At 62.9% G+C, this 15,924-nt stretch carries 12 protein-coding genes; 6 read left to right on the top strand and 6 right to left on the bottom strand.

What is annotated here, in order from left to right; genetic code table 11:
• Nucleotides 1-59: 59 nt before the first annotated feature.
• The 4 genes from AB0O97_RS00490 to AB0O97_RS00505 all read left to right on the top strand — a co-directional run bounded on the left by AB0O97_RS00490 (nt 60) and on the right by AB0O97_RS00505 (nt 5,447).
• Nucleotides 60-1,145 (top strand): beta-propeller fold lactonase family protein, encoded by a 1,086-nt coding sequence (locus AB0O97_RS00490; RefSeq protein ID WP_363878746.1) that lies wholly within the window; start codon nt 60-62, stop codon nt 1,143-1,145.
• Between the two features lie 331 nt (nt 1,146-1,476).
• Nucleotides 1,477-2,862, top strand: a complete 1,386-nt coding sequence (locus tag AB0O97_RS00495; protein ID WP_363836614.1) for a glycine--tRNA ligase — start codon at nt 1,477-1,479, stop codon at nt 2,860-2,862.
• Nucleotides 2,863-2,864: 2 nt separating this feature from the next.
• A complete protein-coding gene (locus tag AB0O97_RS00500) occupies nt 2,865-3,854 on the top strand; it encodes a GNAT family N-acetyltransferase (RefSeq protein WP_363878748.1) in 990 nt (329 codons plus the stop codon).
• A 276-nt stretch (nt 3,855-4,130) separates the two neighbouring features.
• Complete coding sequence (locus AB0O97_RS00505) at nt 4,131-5,447, top strand: YibE/F family protein (protein WP_363878750.1); 1,317 nt, start codon at nt 4,131-4,133, stop codon at nt 5,445-5,447.
• Here the strand turns inward: AB0O97_RS00505 and AB0O97_RS00510 are convergent.
• From AB0O97_RS00510 to AB0O97_RS00520, 3 genes are read right to left on the bottom strand one after another with little or no spacing between them, the layout of a single operon-like run.
• On the bottom strand, nt 5,391-6,539 hold the full coding sequence (locus AB0O97_RS00510) for an NAD(P)/FAD-dependent oxidoreductase (protein WP_363878753.1): 1,149 nt from the start codon (nt 6,537-6,539) through the stop codon (nt 5,391-5,393). The two genes, AB0O97_RS00505 and AB0O97_RS00510, sit on opposite strands and share 57 nt — an antisense overlap.
• The gene (locus AB0O97_RS00515) at nt 6,532-7,266 is read right to left on the bottom strand and encodes a class I SAM-dependent methyltransferase (RefSeq protein WP_363878756.1); all 735 of its coding nucleotides are present in this window, start codon (nt 7,264-7,266) and stop codon (nt 6,532-6,534) included. Before AB0O97_RS00515 ends, AB0O97_RS00510 begins: the two co-directional genes overlap by 8 nt.
• Nucleotides 7,259-8,425 carry a type III polyketide synthase gene (locus tag AB0O97_RS00520; RefSeq protein ID WP_363878759.1) on the bottom strand — a complete coding sequence of 389 codons (1,167 nt, stop codon included), beginning with the start codon at nt 8,423-8,425 and terminating at the stop codon, nt 7,259-7,261. The genes AB0O97_RS00515 and AB0O97_RS00520 overlap by 8 nt, the downstream gene beginning before the upstream one ends.
• Before the next feature lie 599 nt (nt 8,426-9,024).
• On the opposite strand from AB0O97_RS00520, the gene mgtE reads away from it, so the two are divergent.
• Complete coding sequence (gene mgtE / locus AB0O97_RS00525; protein WP_363878762.1) at nt 9,025-10,383, top strand: magnesium transporter; 1,359 nt, start codon at nt 9,025-9,027, stop codon at nt 10,381-10,383.
• A gap of 94 nt (nt 10,384-10,477) precedes the next feature.
• Here the strand turns inward: mgtE and AB0O97_RS00530 are convergent, their stop codons facing one another.
• The 3 genes from AB0O97_RS00530 to AB0O97_RS00540 form a co-directional block, all read right to left on the bottom strand.
• Nucleotides 10,478-11,050: a TetR/AcrR family transcriptional regulator gene (locus tag AB0O97_RS00530; protein WP_363836603.1), complete on the bottom strand. Its 573-nt coding sequence runs from the start codon at nt 11,048-11,050 to the stop codon at nt 10,478-10,480.
• Between the two features lie 100 nt (nt 11,051-11,150).
• On the bottom strand, nt 11,151-13,499 hold the full coding sequence (locus AB0O97_RS00535) for a YhgE/Pip domain-containing protein (RefSeq protein ID WP_363878765.1): 2,349 nt from the start codon (nt 13,497-13,499) through the stop codon (nt 11,151-11,153).
• Nucleotides 13,500-14,276 carry an ATP-binding cassette domain-containing protein gene (locus tag AB0O97_RS00540; protein ID WP_363836599.1) on the bottom strand — a complete coding sequence of 259 codons (777 nt, stop codon included), beginning with the start codon at nt 14,274-14,276 and terminating at the stop codon, nt 13,500-13,502.
• A gap of 344 nt (nt 14,277-14,620) precedes the next feature.
• Here AB0O97_RS00540 and dusB point away from each other — a divergent pair, with 344 nt between their 5' ends.
• Nucleotides 14,621-15,802 (top strand): tRNA dihydrouridine synthase DusB, encoded by a 1,182-nt coding sequence (dusB, locus tag AB0O97_RS00545; RefSeq protein ID WP_363878768.1) that lies wholly within the window; start codon nt 14,621-14,623, stop codon nt 15,800-15,802.
• The last annotated feature ends 122 nt before the right edge of the window (nt 15,803-15,924 follow it).

Below are 15,924 nucleotides of genomic sequence, written 5' to 3' on the forward strand. Positions count from 1 at the left end.
GCGGTAGCGTAGACGCAGAATTCCAGCGTGAGAAGACACAACGATCAGGAGAGCCAGCTATGCCCACCACCCCCGAACTGATTGTCAGCGGCTACACCAGGGAAGGTTATGGTGCGGGGCCTGGGATGGTGCGCTACGCGTTGTTGGCTGATGGCACCGTGGGGCAGCAACTGGCACAAGGCACAGCTGTAACCAATCCATCGTTCATGGCCGCCGGCGGCGCCGTTCTGTTCGTTGTTGAGGAGCTGGAACAAGGCAACGTGGTCGCAGTGGATCCATGGTCACTCGAGGTGCTCGGTAGGGTTTCCAGCGGTGGCGCCGACAGCTGCCATGTGGCACTCGTGGACGGTGCGGTGTGGGTTGCCAACTACTCAACGGGAACGGCGACAGTCCTCCCCGCTGAAGATGTTGTGGGTGTGAGCATTAATGCCGGTTCGCACGGAGCACCCGTCCAGCCCATAGTTCTGGCACATCCGGGCAGCGGTCCCGTGTCGGATCGCCAAGGCGAATCCCATGCGCATCAGGTCACGGCCACGGAGTGGGGTACCGTTCTGGTCGCGGACCTTGGCGCGGACAGAGTGGATGAATACTCCGCGGAGTCCCACGTTCGCCTGGGCTCAGCAGAATTACCGCCGGGGACCGGTCCGCGTCATGTTGCCATCAAAGGCGAGTTTCTCCTGGTGGCCGGTGAACTCGATGGCTACCTGCACGTCATGAGGCGGACTGTGCGTGACGCACGCGGCGAATACTTTTGGCACTGGCTGTTCAAAGTCCCCTTGGCGGAAAATAGTCAGGACATAGCGGATGCGGATCAGTTCTTCCCCTCGCACATTCAGCTCTCCGATGATGGCAGTAAACTCTATGCCGCAGTTCGCGGGCCCGACACAGTGGTGGTGTTGGACGTGAGCGGATTGAACGTGCCGGAGAATGCTGATGCGGCTCCCACTCCGCCGCGGCTCCTGCAGCAGCTGTCCAGCGGCGGGACGTGGCCACGACACTTTGCCGTGGCCCACAACAAAATGTACGTTGCCAATCAAAACTCCAACAATGTGGCCGTTTTCGAGGTGGACAGCCAGGGGGTGCTCGGCCAGGAACCCCTCCAATCCGTGGAATTTGGCAGCCCCACCTGCGTTTTGCCGCGCTAACAGCGCAGCGGTGAGCCAACGGCGCACGTCTGGAGTCCGGCGTCGTGCTTCACATAGTCCTTATGCGCTGAACCTGCAATCGAGTTTGGTGCACAAGGCACACGGTGTTCCCTTATACGCTGAACTGGCAAGCGCGTTTGGCGCATAAAACAACTGGCGTGCTTATATGCGTCAGACTGACCGCGAGTTTGGTGCATGAGGCACCCGGCGCCGAATTCATGCCGGGTTCAGCGCATGCAGGGAACAATTCCCCCGGAATGCTCGCCGAACTGTAAGCTGGAGCGCGGGACGGACCGCACCCAGCGGCCTCGTAAGTAATAGGAGTAATACAGTGGCGCCTCAGTCCAAGCTAGACCAGGTCATTTCACTCGCGAAACGTCGCGGCTTTGTTTTTCAGGCCGGTGAGATTTACGGCGGTTCGCGGTCGGCCTGGGATTACGGCCCCCTCGGTGTTGAGCTGAAGGAAAACATCAAACGCGAATGGTGGCAGTCATTCGTGCGCGGCCGCGAGGACATGGTGGGACTGGATTCCTCCATCATCCTGCCCAAGGCCGTGTGGGAAGCATCTGGCCACGTCGCCACGTTCACCGACCCGCTGGTCGAGTGTACTCAGTGCCACAAGCGCCACCGCCAGGACCACCTCATCGAGGGGTTCGTCGCGAAGAAGAAGCGCCAGCCCGAAGATGGCATGTCCGAGATTGTGTGCCCCGACTGCGGCACCAAGGGTCAGTTCACCGAGCCGCAGCTGTTCTCCGGCCTGATGAAGACGTTCCTTGGCCCGGTCGAAAGCGAGGCCGGCATGGCCTACATGCGTCCGGAAACCGCGCAGGGCATCTTTGTGAACTTCAACAACGTGCTCACCACGTCCCGCAAGAAGCCCCCGTTCGGCATCGGCCAGATTGGCAAGGCGTTCCGCAACGAGATCACACCCGGAAACTTCATCTTCCGCACCCGCGAATTCGAGCAGATGGAAATCGAGTTCTTTGTGCCCGGCGAGGACGCCGAGAAGTGGTTCAAGGAATGGGTCGAGCTGTGCTGGGACTGGTTCATCGATTTGGGCATCGACCCGGAGAACATGCGCCGCTTTGACGTCCCCGAGGACGAGCGCGCCCACTACTCTGCCGGCACCATCGACTTCGAGTACAACTTCGGCTTCCAGGGTTCCAAGTGGGGCGAGCTCATGGGCGTCGCCAACCGCACCGACTACGACCTGGGCTCGCACACCAAGGGCTCCGGCACGGATTTGAGCTACTTCAACCAGGCCACGGGCGAGCGCTTCACCCCTTACGTGATCGAGCCGTCCTTCGGCCTGACCCGTTCCATGATGGCGTTCCTGGTGGACGCATTCGTCGAGGACGAGGCCCCCAACGCCAAGGGCGGCGTGGACAAGCGCACCGTCCTGAAGCTGGACCCGCGCCTGGCCCCCGTCAAGGCTGCGGTCCTGCCGCTCTCCCGCAATGAGGACCTGTCCCCGAAGGCCAAGGAGCTCGCCAACACGCTGCGCAAGCACTGGAACATCGAGTTCGACGACGCCGGTGCCATCGGCCGCCGTTACCGCCGCCAGGATGAGATCGGCACCCCGTTCTGCATCACTGTTGACTTCGACACCCTCGAGGACAACGCCGTGACCATCCGCGAACGCGACACCATGAGTCAGGAGCGCGTGCCCTTGGATCAGGTTCAGGCGTACCTCGCCACCCGCCTTTTGGGTGCCTAGGAATGGCTGAACTTTCCTACCGGCCGTGGCGCGACGGCGATGACCTGACCCTCCTGGAAATCTGGGGAGACGCCGAGTCTGCCCCGGCCGGAGCGTTCCGCGCCGCGCTGGCACCGGAATCTGACAGTGGCCCGTGGCGACGCACCATCGTCGCCGAAGACCAGGGCATCCCGGTCGCGGCCGGCACCGTCTATTCGACCAAATTGCACCCGGCGCGCCTGTGGGCTTTCGTGGAAGTTGCCAAGGACCACCGGCGCGCAGGCGTCGGCGCCACCTTGCTGACCATGTTGCGTCGCGAAGCTGACGGTGCGCTTGCCGCCGGCTTGGTAAGTACGACGGCGTTGCGCACCAAGGTGGCCCCCGGCACCTCGGGCGCGGGGTTTGCTGAGGCAATGGGGTTGGCTGTGCTACAGCGCAACCGCGTGGTTGAGGTGGGCCCCGGCGCACTGAAGCTTCCCATGTTCGGTGAAGGCACCGAGGAGGAAGCCAGCGCACGCGTGCAGGATTTGGCTACCGGCTCGGTGGAACTAACAGATATTGTGGGCCGCTACTACGAGTCCGTGAACCTGTGGGACCCGACCGGTCCGCTGAGCCCCGGGCTTGTTCAGCGCATGTTCCTGGACGAGCTCACCGGCGCCCACGGTGCCTTGGTGCTGCGGGCCGAGCCCGCCAGCGCCTTCGGTGCCGGCGTTGCGCCGAGCAAAAAGGGCAAGATTCAAGCCTTTGCGCTCAGCTACTCACAGGGGCACATCGAGGCGTCGGAAGACGTTGCCGCGGCAGCCTCTGAGGTGTTCCTCGGCGTTGAACCGGCACTGGAGAACGATGAGGCGGTGCAGGCCGTCTACGATCTGTTGGCCCTCATTACTCACCAGTACCCGGTGCTGCTGGAATTGGACGACTCCATGGAAGCACTTTCCGCCGTGGTCAACCCGATGATCGCCGTCGGAGCAGCCAAGGTTCGCGGCACCGAAACCCTGGTGCTCGGCGAATAAGTAGCAGCGGACCGGCATTTTTCCGGCGACTATCCGACTCCTCGGCGCGGGCGGCCTGCGAGTCTCCTTTACGTCGCCTACAAAAAATGCCGGCTCCGCCGCTTCGCCGTTGCCGACGTGACTGGCGACGGAGGGCAAGCCCAGCCCCCGGAGCGAGGATGGATTTCTGAAGGCCGCCCGCGGCCGAGGAAATCTTACTGCTCGCGAGGGGGCCGGGTTTGCCCGGAGCCATCCGCCGCACTGAGACCAACCGATACGAAGGACCAACCACAGCCCATGGGCCATTCACATTCGCACGTTGATGAGTCGACCCTGAGCCGTCCGGAGTTGCGACGCCTGAGGGCGATGCGGCGGCGTGCGGTGGTGCTGTTGAGCTGGATTCTGGTGCCCTTAGCCGTGGTGACCATTGTGGCCATGGCGCTCCTGTGGCCTAGCGCCGACAACACGGACAGTGGGCCGGGACAAGCTGGCAACCCTTATGCAGCGGCGCCCGGTGCCAGCATCGATTCCGGAAAAGTACAGCGCACAGCCACGGAAGATTGCTCCTTGAACACCGGGGGCAGCCCGGGGACCAGCTGCTTTGTCGCTTTCATTGCGGGGCAGGGCCAAACAGAAGTTCCGGTGCTGATCAGCCCTGACATCGTGCAAACCCGCGGCGTCCATGTTGGCGACACCATCCGGTATCTGAACCTCTCCGGTTTGTCAGCCGTCACGGGTGTCCAAGCCAATGGCCCCCAGTACGTCTTCATGGACTTCGTGAGGACCTTCCCCATGGGGTTGCTAGCCGTGGTGTACGCCGTCGTGGTGGTGGCTGTGGCGCGCTGGCGTGGATTCCGTGCCATCGTGGGGCTGGCGGGGGCATTCGGACTGCTGGCCTGGTTCATTCTGCCGGCGCTGGCGCAGGGCCAGCCGCCCATGCTGGTGGCCCTGGTGGGCTCATCGGCCATCATGTTTGGCGTGTTGTATTTTGCCCACGGCTTCTCCGCCCGAACCTCCACGGCCCTCCTGGGCACCTTGTTCGGACTTGGCGTCACGGCAGGACTCGCCTGGTGGGCGGTCGATGCCGCAGCCTTGGCCGGAAACTCGGGCGAATACGGCTACCAACTACTGAATATGACGCAGGGCATGTCTCTGTCCGGCATGATCCTGTGCGGCCTGGTGATCTCGGGCCTGGGCGTGCTCAACGACGTCACCATCACCCAGTCCTCGGCCGTCTGGGAACTCTACGAACTCGCCCCCAACACCAGCACACGGGAACTGTTCACCTCGGCCATGCGCATTGGCCGCGACCACATCGCCTCCACGGTCTACACCATCGCCTTTGCCTACGCCGGAAGCGCCATCCCCGTGCTCCTCATGGTCTCCCTCTTTGATCAGGAACTACTCCTGGCCCTCACCGGATCTGAGCTCGCCGAGGAGATCGTGCGCATCCTGGTCGGTTCCATCGGCCTGGTCCTAGCCATTCCGGTCACTACTGCGGTGGCGGTCGCCGTGGTCAAGGCCACCGGGCGGCCCGCGGCTCGATCGGCCCAGGATTCACCGGAGGCTGTGCATAGTGAAGCGGCGGGCCACAAGGTTATGGACGGCGTCTAGCCGCACCAACCGACCCAGCACCGCATTGCGCCTCTGAAGGTACGACGCCGGGACCTTGCGTCCCAGCACCATGTTCAGCTGCGCTTGCCGGGCCGCCGTGCGGGCGGCTCGCATGCGTTTCTTCTCAAACGCGGCCAGCTTTGTCCCGGTTGGTTTTCCTGCCAAAGCAGCCACCACAATGGGCGCCAACTCGGCGGCATCGAGCCAGCCCAGATTCATGCCTTGACCGCCAATGGGGCTGATTTCATGCGCGGCGTCGCCCACCAAAGCTACTCTGCCAGCAATCATGTGCCGGGCCAGCCGTGTCCGGACAGCAAAGGCGCTGAGCATTCTGTTGGCTTGCGGCTCCAGGGATACTCCGCTGCGTTCGCTGACAATGCGGGCTAGATCAGCTGCCGTCGCATCCAGAAGCAGTGAATCCGTATGTGCCACCCAGCGGCGTAGCCCGCCCGGCAGCGGAAAGGACTCGAGGATCCCGCCAGGTTCCAGATACAGAATGGCGGCCGAACCATCCGGGCCCGTGTCTGGAAAATCGCCCATCAGATAGGTGTCCGGGTAGTCCCGGCCGCTCGTGGGGATGCCCAGCAATCTGCGAACGGCTGAACGTGCACCGTCGGCACCCACCACCAGACGGGCCTGAAAATGCGTGCCAGCTTCCACATCGGAAGAAGAGCCGGACAGCGTGAGGAAAGTCCCGGCGTCGTGCATGGAAGAAACGCAGAAGCCGCGCACCAAGGCTGCCGGATCCAGAGCGTGAAGCCGCGCCTCCAGCAGCGCTTCCGTGCGGGCTTGGGGGAGGGTCAGCACGTACGGATAGTGGGAAGCAAGGGTTGCGAAGGACAGCCGGGCCACCTCGGTGCCGGCGCTGCGGGCGATGCCGAGACCGATCTGCACAGCTTCGGCCACCATCTGGGCTGCGACGCACGCCTGCTCCAGCGCCGCCAGTGCCGGCGGGTGGATGCCAATGGCGCGCGAATGCGGGCTCGGACCGGTGCGCTGTTCCAAAATCCGGACGGAGAGGCCCTCTTGCAACAGGAGCGCGCCGAGGAACAATCCCACCGGCCCGGCGCCGACCACGACCACGTCAAACATGCTGCTGCTCGGGCGTATAAAGCAGCAGATTCCGGTACGGTCGCGCAGACTCGACGCGCCACCCCGCAGGCAGAACAGCTTGAAGTTCGGCGGGCGTGTAGCTGCGGCGAATGGATGTCAGGCCGTCGCGCCGAATAAAGGAACCGCCTATGAGCGGGAGCGTTGCCACGGAGAATAGCGCGTAGCCGAGGCGGCTGCGAGCAATATCGCTGTGAATGACGGCGCGCCGTGCCAGCTGGGCCGAATCCTGAAGCAGAGCCTGCAATTCGGTCTGGGCGAGGTGGTGCAGCATGTGGTTGGAAAGCACGACGTCGAACCTCTCACCTGCCGCCGTGAGGGCGGCGCTGTGGGCTTGGCGAAACTGGACGCCAGCGCCTGCGAAATGTGTGCTGGCGTAGGTGATCGCCCGGGGATCGGGGTCGATCGCAGTGACTTTTAGGTGCAGGTGGTCGCGAGCAGCCCAGCGGGCCAAAGCGGCGGGGATGTCTCCGCCGCCGCAGCCAATGTCCAACAAGGTGCTGCTGCGTGTTGAGGATAGCAGCGGGCGGATGCGTTGTTTGTAGACGCTGTGCCAACGAGCAACCACGCTATTGATCAGCGGAAACTGGGCGTAGGTGCGGGCTAGCATGGCAGGATCGCAATCGGCCCTGTCCATCTCCTCTATGGCGTGCTCGTCGCGAACGGCTAAGAACCCGCCGGTGCCGACAGGGCCAGGATTCTCAGTCATGGACATCCGCGGCAGATGCGGTGGAGACCCACTGTGTGACCTTGGTGAATAGCCCGGTTTCCACGGTGAGGCCGGGCCCAAAAGCCATGGCGCAGATGCTCTCACGCTCGGATTCCACGGGCTGTTCCAGGATATGTTTGAGCACAAACATGACGGTTGCGCTGCTCATGTTGCCAAAGTTACGTAGTGTTTCCCGGGCCGGAATGAGTTGTTCGTCGCTGAGTTCCAACTTGCTCTGAACCTTGTCGAGAATGCTGCGCCCGCCGGGGTGAATGGCCCAGTGACGGATGCTGGAGAATGGCACGCCTTGTCGTTCTGGAGCCAAGGCCAGTAGCGGTTCCAGAGCGCCCACAATGTGCTCGTCGATGATCTTGGGAACGTAGCTGTCGAGCACCATTTCAAAGCCGTGATCGCCAATGTTCCACGCCATGGAATCTTCGCCCACCGGGGTGAGTACCGTTTCAAAATGATCCAATTCAAGAACCGGCCCACCGCCTGGCAAGCCCCGCGCCGTGACAACCGCAGCCGCTGCGCCGTCGGCAAAGAGGGAGGATCCCATGATGGTGTCGGGATTATTGGAGGTGCGCACATGCAGCGAACACAGTTCCACACTCACCACCAACACGACAGCTTCGGGGTCTGCCTCGCAGAAGGATTTGGCTGCCCGCAGCGCCGGAAAAGCGGCATAGCAGCCCATAAATCCGAGGTGGTAACGCTGCACTGACGGGTTGAGCCCGAGGGCACGGACAATCTTGTAGTCGGGCCCCGGGTTGAAGAATCCGGTGCAGGATACGGTGATGACATGCGTGATATCTGCTGGAAGCAGCCCCGGGCAGGCGGCTACCGCCTTACTGGCCGACTCGATGAACAGCGCCGTTGCGGCCGTGGCAAAGAGATCGTTGCGATCTTTGGTGGTGGGGTTGAGCAATAGTCCGGCGATGCCGTCGTAAAACAGGGGATCGGGACCCCGGAAGTCTAAGCTCATCTCCGTGACGGCGGTGTGGCGGGTATCGATCGCGGCCGAATCGAAGCAGGTGCGCACCAGCCGCTGGCCCAGTCGGGTGAGGCCAGGTTGGGCGGCAAACACGTCGCGGGCTTGTTCCTGGATCAAGATGGTGGGTGGAACAGCTGTTTCGAGAGACCTCAAGGTGACCGTCATAGTCCATTCTTAGAGGCTCCAGAGACATAACACAATACATAGAACACATTGGTGTGGGCACCTGGGGAGCGCCGGCAGAGCGCCGTGGAGCATCCGAGAAACCCGGGCGGAGCGCCTGATTGGTGGTTCACGCTGCGGTTGGCCTAGGATGAGAGGGACGCCCGGATTCCTCAGGAATCCCTTGTAAGGGCAGTACATACGCCCGGGATGGGCCTTGGAATGACGGAGGTGAGCCGCACATGGAAGACGGACTTAGTCGATCTACGTCACCGCGCGAGCCTCGCCTGCGCCACCGGAATTCACTCTCCTCGTAGTCTGCCCGTTCTGCGTAGTCTGCACGATCTGCAGAGTCTGCCTCAGTTCATTACCCCACACGCGTAGCCTTTTCTGCGCCGTGGTGATGGCTGCCTTGACACAGCTGCCGTGACACAGATGAATCGCCTGCCACTGTTCAGGCGGTGATGGAGTATTTCACCGGCATCGGGTTCGTGCGGTAGACACTTCGAGCACAGCACTGCGCCACACACCCAATTTCTGCACACGCCCACGGCTAGCGCCGCGTCATACCCGCGTGTGTTTTTACCGGAGGGATTCGGATCATGATCAAGTACCCAGTTCAAACTTTTGAGGACAGCGCAGAGCTGCTCGGGCGCGCCTTGAGCCAGCACGATCTGGCCGCCATTTCCAGCGCCCTCTTGCCCTTGAACACGGCCGAAACATTGGAACAGCTGGAACGGCTGAACACCATTGAGCGGGCTCTGGCCTACCGCACGCTGTCCAAGGGCCGCGCCATTGAGGTCTTTGAGCGCCTCGATGCCGCATTGCAGGCCGATCTTGTGGCAGGTCTTCAAGACGTCGAAGTTGCCGATGTTTTTGCCCAGCTGAGCCCGGATGACCGGGTGGCGCTGCTGGACGAGCTGCCAGCATCAGTTGCGAACAGGCTGATTTCTGGGCTGGATGAGAAGGAACGGGCGCTCACCAGCACGGTGCTGGGCTACCCGCAAGGTGCCGTGGGCCGTTACATGAGTCCCGAATTTGTCACCACCCATCCGCACTTGACCGTGGCGCAGACGTTTGCTCGTGTACGGTCCCAGCTCGATGATGCCGAGAGCGTTTACACCATTCCGGTGACGGATGCTGGCCGCCACTTAGTGGGTGTAGTCTCACTGCGCGATGTGCTGCGGGCCGATGATGCGGTTCTGGTTGGCGAGATCATGAAGGCCCCGCTAAGCTTTCCCGCCACCGAAGATGTGGAGGAAGCTGCCCGTTACTGTGCCGACGCCAAAATTCTGGTGCTGCCCATCGTTGACGCCGAGGACCGCTTGGTAGGTATCCTGACCGTGGACGACGCCCTGCAGATCCTTGAGGATGCCGAAACCGAGGACGCCGCCCGCTCCGGCGGCACCGAACCGTTGCGCAGGCCGTATCTGGCCACGCCCGTGGGCACGATTGTCCGCGCCCGGGTGGTCTGGTTGCTGGTCCTGGCAGTGGGTGCCACGTTGACGGTCCAGGTCATTGGCGCGTTTGAAGCCACGCTGGCCGAACAAGTGGTGCTTTCGCTATTCATCCCCCTACTGATCGGCACCGGCGGCAACACCGGCAACCAAGCAGCCACCACCATCACCCGTGCCCTGGCCCTAGGCGATGTCCGCCCGCGCGACTTCCTTAAAGTCTTCGCCCGCGAGGTACGCGTCGGCGCATTCCTAGGTCTGCTGCTGGGCACCTTGGGCTTCGTGATCGCCTCCCTCGCCTTCACGGTGCCGTTGGGCTGGGTCATTGGGCTGACGCTGCTGGGTGTGTGCACCATGGCGGCCAGCATCGGCGGGCTCATGCCGTTGCTAGGTAAAGCTGTTAAGGCGGATCCGGCCGTGTTCTCCAATCCGTTCATCTCCACCTTTGTGGACGCGGCCGGGCTGATCATCTATTTCCTGATCGCCACCAGCATTCTGGGCCTCTAACCCGAAGGAAGTACGACGCCGGGAGGTCACCTTTGTGCGCGACGGTGACCTCCCGGCGTCGTTCTCTAGCCCAGTCAGGCTATGTAGTTCGACTCTAAGAAGCGAGCTTTCCCGAGAACGTGAACAAGATCGCGGCGGACACCTCTGCCGCCGGCGTTTCGGGGCTAAAGAGCAACCATTCCAGCCCACCTACCAGGGTGGCTCCGAAGATCCCGCCGGCCATCAACAGCCGGCTACTCTCGGACGTTCCGGCCGGAACCAGAGGCAGCAAAGCTGCGCCGATCTCGGTGACGGCCTCCCGGCGCAGCGCAGAAACAGCTGTTTGCCACGCCCTGTCGGTGCGGAAAATCTCTGCCGCCATGAGCTTGGCCAGCGCCCGGTTATCGGCGATCAAGATCAACATGTCAGAAACCATCGCCTCAACGGCGGCAAACCCAGAGGCACGACCACGTGCCGCCGCCAGATTTTCGGCCAGCGAGCTGACGCCCGTGGTCAGCAGCTCTTCAAACAGCTTGTCCTTCGAGGAAAAGTTGTAATAGACGCTGCCCTTGGCCACGCCAGCGCGCTCCGCCACCTCGTCCATGGTGGTCCCGGAAATCCCGTGCAGCGCACCGAGCTCCAGCGCGGCGGCCAGGATGGCCTTCTTAGTGGGGGAGATGCGAGGCACTTAGATTCCTTGGGTGTTGGGGGAGGGCTGGCTTCTGGTGGACAAAGACATGGACGACGGCGGATGGGGCGCCTTGCGCTATTGGCGGCGCCCCAGTTGGCTACATCTCCAGTTCCGGATGCAGCCGCTTGATGGAGAACACCCTCTGGCGGCCGGCGCAGAATGCGCTAACTGCCACGGAGCCCGCCGCAAGCACGGCGAGGAAAGTGATGGAGATCCACAGTCGGGAGTCTATTCCACCAGTCATCAGCTGCCGAAGTCCATTCACCACATAGGTGGCTGGCATATACGGGTGCAGGGCCTGGAAGAAACCGGGTGTGGTCTCCACCGGGTAGGTGCCACCGGAGGAGCTCAGCTGCAACATCAGCAGTACCAGGCTTACGACCCGGCCCGCAGCGGTGCCGAAGACGATGATGAACATTTGCTGCAGTGCCAGGAACGCCACGGTGGTCAGGTAGATGAACGCGGCAGTGGCCACGGGGTAGACAGGTTTCATATCCAGACCCCACAACAGGACGGCCACCATGATCAGCACCTGACCCAGACCAATGGCCAGAGCAGGGAGCAGACCAGTCAGCACGCTGCGCAGACCGCTCGCACCGGCAGCCAGTGCGCGGGTGGGAAGTGCTCGCAGCAGCAGCCAGGAAATCAGGGCGCCAACAAAGGTCGCCAAGGCGATGAAGAACGGGGCAAAACCTTCGCCGAAGCCACCCGACTCATTGGACCACTGCTGATTCACGGCCACGGGATTGGCCAGCACCTGTGACTTTTCACTAAGCAAAGTGGAGGAGTCGTTCGGGATTGCCGCTCCGCCGTCGTGGAGCTTGTCGGTCAAGGTGTGGCTGCCGGTGGAGAGTTTCTGAGCCCCGTCAGCCAGTGTGGTGCCGCCGTCAAGGAGCTTGCCGCTGCCCTCGGCCAGATCCGAGCTGCCCGTGCTCAGAGATCCGGCGCCCGTGGCCAGTGCCGCGGCACCGTCCTTCGCCGTTCCAGCACCGTCGGCCAGCGCAGATGCGCCACCAGCCAATTTGGAGGCGCCGGCGGCAACGCTTGAGGACCCTGCGGCGGCGCTCTGGGCGCCCTTGGACAAGGTGGCTGCGCCCGTATTCAACGTAGCGGCACCCTGGGAGAGTTTCCCGGCACCGGTAGCTGCCTCGCCCACGCCAGCGGAAAGCTTCGTGACGCCCGTGGCGACCGAGTCGGCGCCAGCGGCGAGTTTCGCAGCACCGTCGGACAGCGGAGTGATGGCCTCAGTGGAGAGCTGGTTTGCGCCAGCTGCCAACTTGCCGGCACCTGCTGCCAGGGGTGTGGCTGCCTCACTTTGTAGTTGCTTCAAGTTCCCCAGGATGGAGCTGGCAGGGGTGTCGGCCGGCAGGGACTCCACCGCGCTGATCAGGGCGGTTAGTTGCCTAGCTGTTTCGCTGGCGCCCGCGGCTACGTCATCGGCGCTGCCAGCCAGGGCTGATGCGGACGTGGAAACCTTGGCGGCGCTCGCCGACAACGTGCCAGCACTGGCGGAGACCGAGGCGGCACCCTGCTCCAGTGCCTTGGCATCCGGGACCGCATTGGCCAGCGATGTTGCCAGCTCGGAGGTCCCGACGGCGAGGGTGTTGCTGCCCTTGGCCAGTGAGGCGGCACCGGTGTTCAGTTCCGATACGCCGGTTGCGAGGGAACCGGCTCCCGTGGCGAGAGAAGCTGCGCCTGTATTCAAGGTGGCGGCTCCACCGGCGAGGGTGGTGACCCCATCGGAGAGGGTGGTAGCGCCGTCGGCCAGCTGGAACGCGCCATCTTTCAAGGTCACCGAGCCGGCCGTCAGGTCTTTCATGCCGACAACCAGTTTGCCAGCACCGTCCTTGGCGCTGTCGATGCCCTTGGTGACCTCAGCGGAACCTGACGCTGCGGCGCGTAGTCCTTCTCCGGCGTCGTGCAATCCCACGAGGAGGGCGGAAGAGGTTTGCTCACCCAACTGCTCGGCGACAGCATCGCGCACCTGTGCCATGGCCTGCTTGCCAAGGACGCTGGAGAGGAAGTTATTGGAGTCGTTGAACTCGACGTCGATCATGGTCTGGGCCGGGGAATCCGTGCCCACCGAAACGGCGTTCTTGGAGAAGTCCGCAGGGATGCTCATGGCAAAGTAGTACGTGCCGTCGGCGACACCCTGGGCGGCGGTGGCGGCATCGGTCTGCTCCCACGAAAGCTTCATGCCATCGATGAGTTCGGCGGCGAGGTCATCACCGGCATGCACGGCTTCGCCGTCCTTCGTGGCGCCGGTGTCCTGGTTGACAAGGGCCACGGGCAGGTTGTTCATGTGCTGGTCCGGGGCCTGGAAAGCCCACAGGTAAAGGGCGCCGTAAATTAGCGGAATGAACAGCATGACAGCGACGGCAATCTTGGGAAGCTTGCCGCGCTTGAACCGGCCCAGCTCCGTTCCGGAGGATAAAAAGGCAAACATTTAGTGGGACTCCTTGATCAGTTCATGCTGGGCAATCAGTTCATGCTGGGCTGCCGGGATTTCTTCGGTGCGCAGAGAATCGGTGGGTGCGTCAGCGTCAGTCTTTGGCTCGATCGGCAGGTTCATGTCGATCACCTGCGGGGTGAGGTCCAGTTCATCCCAGAGCAGTTCATCCAGGGACGACGCCGAGACCACCACGTCGGTGCCGCGCGCCGCCAAATGCCCCAGCCGGGCCCAAACGACGCGACGGGCGTCGGTGCTGCGCAACTGCTCAATGTCATCCACGAAGAGCACGTCCGGGTTGCTCATGGTGGCCAGTGCCAAGCGGAGCAGGAACTGCGCGGTGTCATCCAGATCCCAGATGACGGTGTCGGCGTGGGGGATGGATTCGCTGCCGAAGGCGGGTGCGCAGAGCCTAGCGACCTCCACGTCGTTGGGCCGGCGCACCATGGACCACCAGGGTGCCAGCCAGGCGCGGCGTTCACGCAAGGCGGCGCCTACGGTTACGGATTCCTCAAGGCTGTCGATGCCGGCGAATCCGGCCACGGAGCTGATCTTCTGGACGGCGCGCAGATTGCGGGGGAGCTCATGTCCGCCCACGGTGAGAGTGCCGGCGTCGGGCTTCATGCGCCCGCTCAAGGTGAGCAGCAATGAGGTTCGGCCGCTGCCGGGATCCCCGCGGAGTACCGTGAGCCCGCCGCTGCTTTCAAAGGTGAGGGGGCCGTAAACAGGGCCGCGGCCTGCTGACAGCGCGAGGTTGTGGGCGGTGATCTGCACAGGGGTTCCTTTGCTGGTGGTGATTCAGGAGCTGAGGGAGCGGCCGCCGAATCGTGTGAAACGACGGGACCGCCACGCTCTAGCTGCCTTCTCAATTCTTTGTACTGACCAGTCAGTTTAGCAGGATGTTCGGGACGGAAAAGTCCGCTCCGGGTGAGGAGATTCTGTGAGCTTGTTCACGGCCGGGTTTGATTGAGTGCCCGGGGTTTTGGTGGGTTTAGCCGTGTTTCGGCGGTGACGCGCCGCTTTTTCACAGTCGGGGACAGTGGGGCGGGAGAAGGGCGGGATATGAGATTGGCCGGGGATGCCGCGCAGAATTTGGCAGGATTTGAGAGAATTGATTTGTGACTGTTACAGACATCCCCAGCAGCTATACAAAACTGGACCTCCCGCCCCTGAAACTCGGCAACATTACGGTGGACACCCCCGTGATCCTTGCCCCGATGGCCGGGATCACCAACACCGCGTTCCGCCGCCTGTGCCGCGAGCACGGTGGCGGCGTTTTCGTGTCCGAAATGGTGACCTCCCGCGCCCTCGTGGAGCGCACCCCGGAGTCCATGCGGCTCATCAGCCACGACGACGATGAGCAGATCCGCTCCGTCCAGCTGTACGGCGTCGATCCCGAAACCGTTGGCAAGGCCGTGCGCATGCTGGTCGAAGAAGACCACGCGGACCACATTGACCTGAACTTTGGTTGCCCCGTCGCCAAGGTGACCCGCCGCGGAGGAGGCGCCGCGCTGCCGTGGAAGCTGGACCTGTTCACCTCGATTGTTCAGACCGCTGTCCGTGAAGCCTCCAAGGGTGGGCTGCCGCTGACCATCAAGATGCGTAAAGGCATCGACGAGGACCACCTCACCTACCTTGAAGCTGGCCGCATTGCGCGCGACGCCGGTGTTGCTGCGGTAGCGCTGCACGGACGCACAGCCAACCAGTTCTACTCCGGCCAGGCCGATTGGGACGCCATCGCCCGCCTGCGCGAAGCTCTCCCGGATGTTCCCGTTCTGGGTAACGGCGATATCTGGAGTGCCGAAGACGCGATCGCCATGGTGCGTCAGACCGGCGTCGACGGCGTAGTAGTGGGCCGAGGCTGCCAGGGCCGCCCGTGGTTGTTCGGTGACCTGATGAACGCTTTCGAGGGCAGCGATGCCCGCCATAAGCCCGGAATGGCTGAAGTTTCCGCTGCCGTGTACCGTCATGCCGAGTTGCTGGTGGACACCTTCGATGACGAAAATAAGGCCCTCCGCGATATCCGCAAGCACATGGCCTGGTACTTCAAGGGCTATGTGGTGGGCGGAGATTTGCGCGCCAAGTTGTCCTGCGTGCCCACTCTTGAGGTGCTCCGCGAACTGCTGGATCAGTTGGACATGTCAGGGGAGTACCCCGGCGTTGACGCTGAGGGCCCCCGCGGCCGTGCAGGCACGCCCAAGCGCACAGCACTTCCGGCCGGTTGGCTGGATGAGCGCACCTTGAGTGGATCGCAAAAAGTGGAGCTCGTCGGCGCTGAGTTGGACGTCTCCGGCGGCTAATCCCCAGCCGTATCACCCAACATCGATCCGTTAGATAATGTCGCTTAGAAGCTTCTAAGCGACATTATCTAACGGATCGATGTTGGCTGGCGGGGTGGAGGACTGGCCATCCTGTGGAGAAC

The organism is Specibacter sp. NPDC078692 (genome assembly GCF_040686835.1).
Lineage (GTDB): Bacteria > Actinomycetota > Actinomycetes > Actinomycetales > Micrococcaceae > Specibacter.

Bases quoted from the DNA above. Each gene is read 5' to 3' on its own strand.
- AB0O97_RS00490 (WP_363878746.1), top strand. From the start codon at position 60: ATGCCCACCACCCCCGAACTGATTGTCAGCGGCTACACCAGGGAAGGT.
- AB0O97_RS00500 (WP_363878748.1), top strand. From the start codon at position 2,865: ATGGCTGAACTTTCCTACCGGCCGTGGCGCGACGGCGATGACCTGACC.
- AB0O97_RS00505 (WP_363878750.1), top strand. From the start codon at position 4,131: ATGGGCCATTCACATTCGCACGTTGATGAGTCGACCCTGAGCCGTCCG.
- AB0O97_RS00510 (WP_363878753.1), bottom strand. From the start codon at position 6,539: ATGTTTGACGTGGTCGTGGTCGGCGCCGGGCCGGTGGGATTGTTCCTC.
- AB0O97_RS00515 (WP_363878756.1), bottom strand. From the start codon at position 7,266: ATGACTGAGAATCCTGGCCCTGTCGGCACCGGCGGGTTCTTAGCCGTT.
- AB0O97_RS00520 (WP_363878759.1), bottom strand. From the start codon at position 8,425: ATGACGGTCACCTTGAGGTCTCTCGAAACAGCTGTTCCACCCACCATC.
- mgtE (WP_363878762.1), top strand. From the start codon at position 9,025: ATGATCAAGTACCCAGTTCAAACTTTTGAGGACAGCGCAGAGCTGCTC.
- AB0O97_RS00535 (WP_363878765.1), bottom strand. From the start codon at position 13,499: ATGTTTGCCTTTTTATCCTCCGGAACGGAGCTGGGCCGGTTCAAGCGC.